This window comes from Acidithiobacillus sp. (assembly GCF_023255755.1).
In the GTDB taxonomy this organism is placed as follows: domain Bacteria; phylum Pseudomonadota; class Gammaproteobacteria; order Acidithiobacillales; family Acidithiobacillaceae; genus Acidithiobacillus.
Genome location: NZ_JAGDVS010000150.1, coordinates 1 through 7,830, shown reverse-complemented (window position 1 = coordinate 7,830; position 7,830 = coordinate 1). Strand labels below are relative to the sequence as shown.

8 protein-coding genes are annotated in these 7,830 nt (G+C 59.0%); 4 read left to right on the top strand and 4 right to left on the bottom strand.

Features of this window, described 5'->3' with window-relative positions:
• Window positions 1-98 precede the first annotated feature (98 nt).
• Genes Q0C48_RS10550 through carA form a run of 4 tightly spaced genes read right to left on the bottom strand, consistent with a single transcriptional unit; the run spans window position 99 to window position 5,788 of the window.
• Window positions 99-929 carry an undecaprenyl-diphosphate phosphatase gene (locus Q0C48_RS10550; protein ID WP_291524146.1) on the bottom strand — a complete coding sequence of 277 codons (831 nt, stop codon included), beginning with the start codon at window positions 927-929 and terminating at the stop codon, window positions 99-101.
• 11 nt (window positions 930-940) lie between these two features.
• Complete coding sequence (greA, locus tag Q0C48_RS10545; RefSeq protein WP_291524144.1) at window positions 941-1,417, bottom strand: transcription elongation factor GreA; 477 nt, start codon at window positions 1,415-1,417, stop codon at window positions 941-943.
• A gap of 2 nt (window positions 1,418-1,419) precedes the next feature.
• Window positions 1,420-4,653, bottom strand: a complete 3,234-nt coding sequence (gene carB, locus Q0C48_RS10540) for a carbamoyl-phosphate synthase large subunit (RefSeq protein WP_291524142.1) — start codon at window positions 4,651-4,653, stop codon at window positions 1,420-1,422.
• Complete coding sequence (gene carA / locus Q0C48_RS10535) at window positions 4,646-5,788, bottom strand: glutamine-hydrolyzing carbamoyl-phosphate synthase small subunit (protein WP_291524140.1); 1,143 nt, start codon at window positions 5,786-5,788, stop codon at window positions 4,646-4,648. The genes carB and carA overlap by 8 nt, the downstream gene beginning before the upstream one ends.
• Before the next feature lie 236 nt (window positions 5,789-6,024).
• Here carA and Q0C48_RS10530 point away from each other — a divergent pair, with 236 nt between their 5' ends.
• The 4 genes from Q0C48_RS10530 to Q0C48_RS10515 all read left to right on the top strand — a co-directional run.
• Window positions 6,025-6,711: a hypothetical protein gene (locus Q0C48_RS10530; RefSeq protein ID WP_291524138.1), complete on the top strand. Its 687-nt coding sequence runs from the start codon at window positions 6,025-6,027 to the stop codon at window positions 6,709-6,711.
• 335 nt (window positions 6,712-7,046) lie between these two features.
• A complete protein-coding gene (locus Q0C48_RS10525) occupies window positions 7,047-7,244 on the top strand; it encodes a hypothetical protein (RefSeq protein ID WP_291524136.1) in 198 nt (65 codons plus the stop codon).
• Between the two features lie 2 nt (window positions 7,245-7,246).
• Window positions 7,247-7,480, top strand: coding sequence for an ABC transporter permease (locus Q0C48_RS10520; RefSeq protein WP_291524148.1), 234 nt, complete (start codon window positions 7,247-7,249; stop codon window positions 7,478-7,480).
• Between the two features lie 55 nt (window positions 7,481-7,535).
• Window positions 7,536-7,830: alcohol dehydrogenase catalytic domain-containing protein (locus Q0C48_RS10515; RefSeq protein ID WP_291524134.1), on the top strand; the 295-nt coding region annotated here is incomplete at its 3' end.

The following is a 7,830-nucleotide window of genomic DNA, read 5'->3' as shown; positions in this document are numbered from 1 at the left end:
TCGAAAAGCGGGCAGTGAGCGGCCTGAGCTTCATTTACGTCGCGCGCATGCTCGGGACGGTCAAGTAGCCGTTGAACCCGGTTTTTAGCCGGATATTTTCAGCCGCCAATAATAAGCGCTAGCGCGCCAAAGGCAATGCAATAGATACCAAAGGGCCGTAGCGCTTTGATTTCATGCTTATGAAAGTAGTGCATCAGAAACCAGACGGAAGCCCAGGCACAGACTCCCGATAAAAGACCTGCAAGAAAAATGGTACCGAGTAATTCGGACGGCATATTTGCGTGGAAGAGCTTGGGCACTTCCAGCATGCCGGCCGCTGCAATAATCGGGGTGGCAAGCAGAAAGGAAAATTTTGCGGAATTTTCATAGTCCAACCCTACACCAATACCAGCCACTAACGTAGCACCCGAACGCGAAAATCCGGGAATCAATGCGAGGGATTGGGCGAATCCTATGCCAATAGCGCGCGGCCAACTCAGGTTGTCCAGTGAATGGCTGGGTTGCCGCGCGCGCAAGCGATCTCCCCAGATGAGCATGATGCCGTTAATCATCAGTGCCACCGCAGCAAAGGTGAAACCGCCGAACAGGTCTTTGATTTTATGGGCGAGGGCAAGGCCCAGTAAACCGGCAGGAATGGATGCGATAAAGAGGATCCATAGCAGCCGTGATTGGGGATTGCTGGGACGTCCACGCGCACGAATGAAACCACCCAGCAGCGCTGCCCAGTCGCGCCAGAAGAACAAGAGTAATGCCGCGGCTGTGGCGAGGTGGAGCACGACCACAAAGGGTAAAAACCACTCCGCATCGCGGTTGATGGGCCAATGCAGAAGCGCGGGTACCAGGATAATGTGGCCAAGACTGGAGATGGGAAATAATTCCGTAACGCCTTGCAGCATGGCCAGGAATAGTAGGTAGATAGGATGTGCCAAGCTCTTTCCTTCTATAGGTAGCGCACAGCGAGAATGGTGTACTCCCGCGTTCCACCAGGAGCGCGTACTTCAACCAGATCGCCTTCGTGCTTACCGATAAGCGCACGCGCAATGGGGGAGCTAATGGATATCTTATTTTCCTTGAGGTCCGCCTCGGCATCACCGACGATCTGGTAAGTCACCTCGTTACCCTCTGCATCTTCCAGCTCCACGGTAGCCGCAAAGACAATTCTACCACCCGTATTCAAGGTCTTGGGATCAATGACCTGGGCACGGGACAGATGATCTTCCACCTCGCGAATGCGTCCCTCAATAAACGCCTGCTGTTCTTTAGCCGCGTCGTATTCGGCATTTTCCGAAAGATCACCCTTGGCTCGGGCCTCGGCGATCGCTTCAATGACGGTGGGCCGGTCCACGGATTTGAGGCGATGTAACTCATCGCGCAGGCGCTGGGCACCAATAACAGTCATGGGAATTTTGTCGCTCATATCTACCTCGTGCTGGTGTTTGTCTGGTTCAGATCCTGCAGCCGGAGGACGCTGCGTTCCTCCGTCATCAGGGCGTGAATGGCAGCGGCGCCCGCGATAGCGCCCGCCAGAGTGGTATAGTAGGTCAATCCCATTTGCAGCGCTGCACGACGGATGCTAAAAGAGTCGCGCACCGATTGCCGTTCATCCACGGTGTTGATGATGATCTGCACCTTACCGTTTTTGATCGCATCGACGATGTGGGGGCGGCCTTCAGTCACCTTGTTGACTGCGGTGACTTCCAGGCCGTCCCCATGCAGAAAAGCGGCAGTACCCTTGGTGGCGATCAGCTTAAAGCCGAGTTCGGACAGCGTCCGTGCCGCTGGGATAAGGCCCTTCTTATCTGCATCGCGGACGCTGAGAAAAACGGTGCCGGAGCGCGGGAAGTGTTCACCGGCGCCGATCTGTGCTTTGAGGAAAGCCTCGCCGAAACTGGCACCGATGCCCATCACCTCGCCGGTAGACTTCATTTCCGGCCCCAGCAGTACATCTACGCCGGGGAATTTGATGAAGGGGAATACCGCTTCCTTAACGCTGAAATGGGGCGGATTGGGAATCTGCGGAATGCCCTGTGCCGCTAGTGACTTCCCGGTCATGCAGCGGGAGGCAATTTTGGCCAGAGGCCAGCCGGTGGCCTTGGAGACGAAAGGCACCGTCCGTGAGGCGCGCGGGTTCACCTCCAGAACATAGATGCGCTCTTCCTGGACGGCGAACTGACAGTTCATCAGACCCACCACACCGAGCGCCAGAGCCAGTTCCACGGTCTGCCGCCGGATTTCGTCCTGAATGGCTGGGGACAGGGAGTAGGGCGGTAGACAACAGGCGGAGTCGCCACTGTGAACGCCTGCCTGCTCAATGTGCTCCATGATCCCCGCCACGATCACTTGTTGCTCGCTATCGGCGACGGCATCAACGTCCACCTCCAGGGCGTCATTCAGGAAACGATCCAGGAGAATGGGCTGGTCATTGGAGATACGCACAGCCTCCACCATATAACGTTCGAGGTCATCTTCGCCGTAGACGATACGCATCGCGCGACCGCCCAGTACATAAGAAGGACGCACTACCAGCGGGTAGCCCAGTGCGCGGGCCTTGCTCAGGGCCTCCGGGGCGCTCCGCGCAATGGCGTTTTCCGGCTGCCGCAGGTTAAGGCGCTGCAAAAGTTGCTGGAAGCGCTCGCGGTCTTCAGCCAGATCGATGGAATCCGGAGTGGTGCCGACGATGGGTACACCGGCGGCTTCCAGATCATTGGCGAGCTTCAGCGGCGTTTGACCACCGAATTGGACGATCACGCCCTGGGGTTTTTCGACAGCGACGATTTCGAGGACATCTTCCAGAGTGAGCGGCTCGAAATACAGGCGATCGGAGGTGTCATAGTCGGTGGACACCGTCTCCGGGTTACAGTTGACCATGATGGTCTCAAAACCGTCCTCGTGCAGGGCCATGGCCGCATGTACGCAGCAATAGTCAAACTCAATACCCTGCCCGATCCGGTTGGGACCGCCGCCGAGAATCATGATCTTGGGTTTGTCACTGGGCTCCGCCTCGCATTCCATCTCATAGGTGGAGTAAAGATAAGGCGTCGGTGAGCGGAACTCGGCGGCGCAGGTATCCACCCGCTTATAGACCGGGCGGATGCCCAGCCTCTGGCGGTGCTCGCGCAATAGTTGCTCGCGGCAACCTAACAGGCGGGCCAGGCGCCGGTCCGAGAAGCCCATGCCTTTGAGCGTGCGGAGCCTGGTGCCATCGAGACCCGCCAGAGCGAGACCGCGCAAACTCTCCTCCGTTTGGACGATCTCGAAAATCTGCTCCAGGAACCAGGGGTCAATGTGGGTGATACGCTGCAGGCTGCCCTGATCCCAGCCGCGCCGTATGGCGTCCGCCAGATACCAGAGGCGATCGGCACCGGGAACCCTTAACTCCTGCTCCAGCTTTTGCAGGGTGTCCGGATCATTGCCGATAAGTTTCTCATCAAGACCATCCACGCCCGTCTCCAGGCCGCGCAGCGCCTTTTGCAGCGACTCCTGGAAGCTGCGGCCAATGGCCATCACCTCACCAACCGACTTCATCTGAGTGGTCAGATGGGCATCGGCCTCCGGAAATTTCTCGAAGGCGAAGCGGGGAATTTTGGTGACCACGTAATCGATGGTCGGCTCGAAGCTCGCCGGTGTCGCCTGGGTGATGTCATTGCGCAGTTCATCCAGGGTGTAGCCCAGCGCCAACTTGGCGGCAATTTTGGCAATGGGAAACCCGGTGGCCTTGGAGGCCAGCGCCGAGGAGCGCGATACCCGCGGGTTCATCTCAATGACGATTAACCGCCCATCTTCGGGGTTGACAGCAAACTGCACATTGGAACCACCAGTGTCTACCCCGATGCGGCGCAACACCGCAATGGAGGCATCACGCATGCGCTGGTATTCGCGGTCGGTAAGGGTCTGGGCGGGGGCCACGGTGATGGAGTCCCCGGTGTGAATACCCATGGGATCAAGATTCTCGATAGAACAGACAATGATGCAGTTATCCGCCCGGTCGCGGACTACCTCCATCTCGAACTCTTTCCAGCCGATGATGGATTCTTCGATGAGAATTTCGTGGGTGGGGCTGGCCTCCAGGCCGCGTGCGGCGATGTCCTCAAACTCCTCGCGATTATAGGCAATGCCGCCGCCGGTGCCACCCAGCGTGAAGGAGGGCCGGATGATAACCGGGAAGCCGATGTCTTCCGCGATCTGGCGTGCGCCTTCCATGTCATGACCGAAGGCGGAGCGTGCTACTTCCAGGCCGATCTCTTCCATAGCCTTTTTGAACAGGCCGCGATCTTCGGCTTCACGGATGGCCTCCACGGACGCACCGATCAGTTTGACACCATACTGCTCCAGTATTCCCTCCCGGTGCAGGTCCAGGGCACAGTTCAGCGCAGTCTGACCACCCATGGTGGGGAGGATGGCGTCTGGGCGTTCCATGGCGATGATACGTGCGACCGTTTGCCATTCGACGGGTTCGATGTAGGTGGCGTCCGCCGTCTGCGCATCGGTCATGATGGTAGCCGGGTTGGAGTTGACCAGAATGACGCGGCAACCCTCTTCCCGCAGCGCCTTGCAGGCCTGGACGCCGGAGTAATCGAATTCACAGGCCTGGCCGATAATGATGGGGCCAGCGCCGATGAGGAGGACGCTTTTGATATCCTGATACTTAGGCATGGTGACGGCCTCCGTGCTGGTTCATGGCGTGAACAAAATCGTCAAAAATCACACTGGCGTCATGGGGGCCGGGTCCGGCCTCAGGGTGTCCCTGAAAGGAAAAGACGGGCAGGTCTCGATGTGCCATACCCTGCAAACTACCGTCAAATAGAGAGGTGTGCGTCGCAATCAGACAATCCGGCAGGGTATCCGCATCCACCGCAAAACCGTGATTCTGGCTGGTGATCAGCACCCGGCCACTGCGCAGGTCTTTGACCGGATGGTTGGCTCCGTGGTGTCCGAACTTCATCTTGATGGTTTTGGCACCCAGGGCTAGCCCCAGTAACTGATGTCCCAGGCAGAGCCCGAAGGTGGGAATGCCTGCGGCGATGATTTGACGCATGGCCTCTCCGGCATAGTCGAGGGCCGCAGGATCGCCGGGGCCGTTGGAGAAGAGCACGCCGTCCGGGAGCAGGGCAATCACCTCAGCAGCCGCAGTGCGGGCTGGCACGACCGTGACCCGGCAGGCACGATCAGCCAGCAGTCGCAGGATGTTCTGTTTGGTGCCAAAGTCGTAAACCACCACATGGCGTTGCGTCCGGGTGGCGGGCTGTGCGTGATAGCCCTGATCGGGAGCGCCGCTGGCGAGATTCCAGGCGTATGTCTCCCGGCAGCTCACATCCTGCACCAGATCACGACCGATGAGGCCGGGGAAGGCACGCGCCGCGGCCAGGGCGTCGTCATCGCTGACCGCGTCTCCGACGAGGACGGCGGCATTCTGTGCGCCGCTATCCCGTAGTCTGCGGGTCAGGGCGCGGGTATCTATTTCGGCGATGCCTGGAATCTGATGGGTTTTTAAAAAGTCAAATAAGCCTTGCGTGCTGCGCCAACTGCTGGGCGTGCGCGGCCGGTTGCGTACGACCAGGGCAGAACAGAATATCCGGGCACCTTCCATATCCTCCGGATTGACGCCCGTATTGCCGATATGCGGATAGGTGAGCGTGACAATCTGCCCTCGGTAAGAAGGATCAGAAAGAATCTCCTGGTAACCACTCATGGCGGTGTTGAAACAGATTTCACCCACTGCCAATCCGGTGGCACCAAAGCCTTTACCGCGATAGATGTTGCCGTCTGCTAATGCCAGGACCGCCTGCACGCCCCACCTCGCCAACAAGAGGATGCAAAAAAAGGGAGGGGGTCCCCTCCCACGTAGATATCGTCTATTCTAGGGACCGGAAGGGAAGTGGTCAACGCACCATCGTTGTGTGGCACGATGGTGCGGTCGTTTGACGCGAGTGCTCCCGGAAGCGTTGGTAGAGATAACTTATTGAGTAGTCGTGTTTTAATGATAGGTTTGGCCATTATTTTTATAATTCGCGGAAGGAGTGCTTTATGGGTTGGATGCAATGGTCTGTGCTGGCAGCGGGCGGCATGTTGGTGCTGACAGCATGTGCGACGACCACGACGAACGGCATGGCACCACCGCCGCAAGATATGGCGAGTAACTACCCGGCACTTGCCCCGTCCCCTCTGCCGCCTGCCCCGACCAGGCCATTGCCGTCGGTACGCCGCGCGCCCGCTGCTTTATCGCAGGCTGCATCACCCGTAGTCCCTCCGCCAGTGGCTTTCTCGTCCACGCCCTTACCGCTGGCTCCCCTTACCGCGGTACCGACTACTCCGGCCGTACCCAGCATTCCGGCAGTGCCTTCTGTTGCGCAGACCCTGAGCAGCGCTAAAACATCCTTTCCCGGCGAGTGGCAGGCGGATATGACCAAAGCGCGTCAGGACAGTGCCCAGTGTGCGGCGATGTCGTCTGCTGCACAGACGGCGTGCTGGCAGGGCGTCTCCACCTGGGCGCAGAAGCGGGCGGCGCACTACCAATCTCTTGGTACCCAGGCAACGGGCGCCCAGGCTCAGCAGATGCAGTCTGCAGCAAAGTTTTTTGAAGTAACCGGGGAATGGGCCAGTGCTTGCGGCGCCCTCACCTCACAGCAATGTGCGGAATCGCCACTGATCAGTAAAATGCAGCAATGGAAGGCGTCTGTAGGGATTCCGGGAGTGACGGCACCCACGCCCTAGCATTCGCCATTGACCCGGAGGACAACGGGCACGGCGTCGGGACCAAGGACGGAAGCAGCGGCCGATTTTTTCATTCTCCTGCGGATATGCTTTCATCGGGGTCAGCCTCGCTCTGGAAATGCTCGCGCCGCCGGGAATATGGTGCGGCGAAGGCTTGCAGTGTAGACCCCCATGGGGGCGGCTTTAGATCCCGGCCTCTGACTCGGGCCGAAGGCGATTGTCACCCTAAAAATTAATTTCCCTGGACTGCCAACACATGGCGTTTCAAATCCGCAAGAAGTGTCTGATCATTGATCACCCGCGGTACCTTATTCTGACCGCCCAGTCTGCCGCGGGTGCGCAGCCTTTCGCAAGCCGTGGTCATCTTCGTGCTGGCCGTGCTCCTCGGAGTTCACCTGCGTTTTGAACCCGCGGCGATCATTGGGTTGCTGGTGTTCACGCTGCTGGGATCGGCCGTCTTCGCCACCTTTTCCCTGGTGATCGCCTGCCTGGTCAAGACCCGCGAGCGCTTCATGGGGTTGGCCAATTGCTGACTATGCCGCTTTTCTTCGCGAGCAATGCCATTTACCCTGTGGCGCTAATGCCCTCGTGGCTCGCCGCCATCGCCCGCCTCAACCCCCTGACCTATCTGGTCGACGCCTTGCGGGCCTTGATGCTTGTGGGCTGGCAGAGCACTTTGGGACTGGGCACGGACTTAGCCGTTCTGAGCATTGTCCTGGCGGTGCTGGTGGCTGTGGCGGCACGTATTTATCCTATAATTTTAGGGTGAAAAAGGGGTCGCGGTAAGATAATCTAAATTTTCCGGGAGCGCCGGCGTCCATACCATGCCTCATTCCAACACGCAATTGCATGAAATCAGGGCGGCCGTTCTGCGCGAGCAGGGCCGTCCCCTGAGGATCGAAACCCTTGAGCTGGAAGGCCCGCGGGACGACGAAGTGCTGGTGCGCATTGTCGCCACCGGCATCTGCCACACCGACATCGACATCTGCGATGACTGGGACGGGAGCGCCACTCCGGTGGTGCTGGGCCATGAGGGTGCGGGGGTGGTGGAGGAGGTCGGCAAGGGCGTGAGGAGCGTCGAGCGCGGCGACCATGTCGTGCTCTCCTACCAGTCCTGTG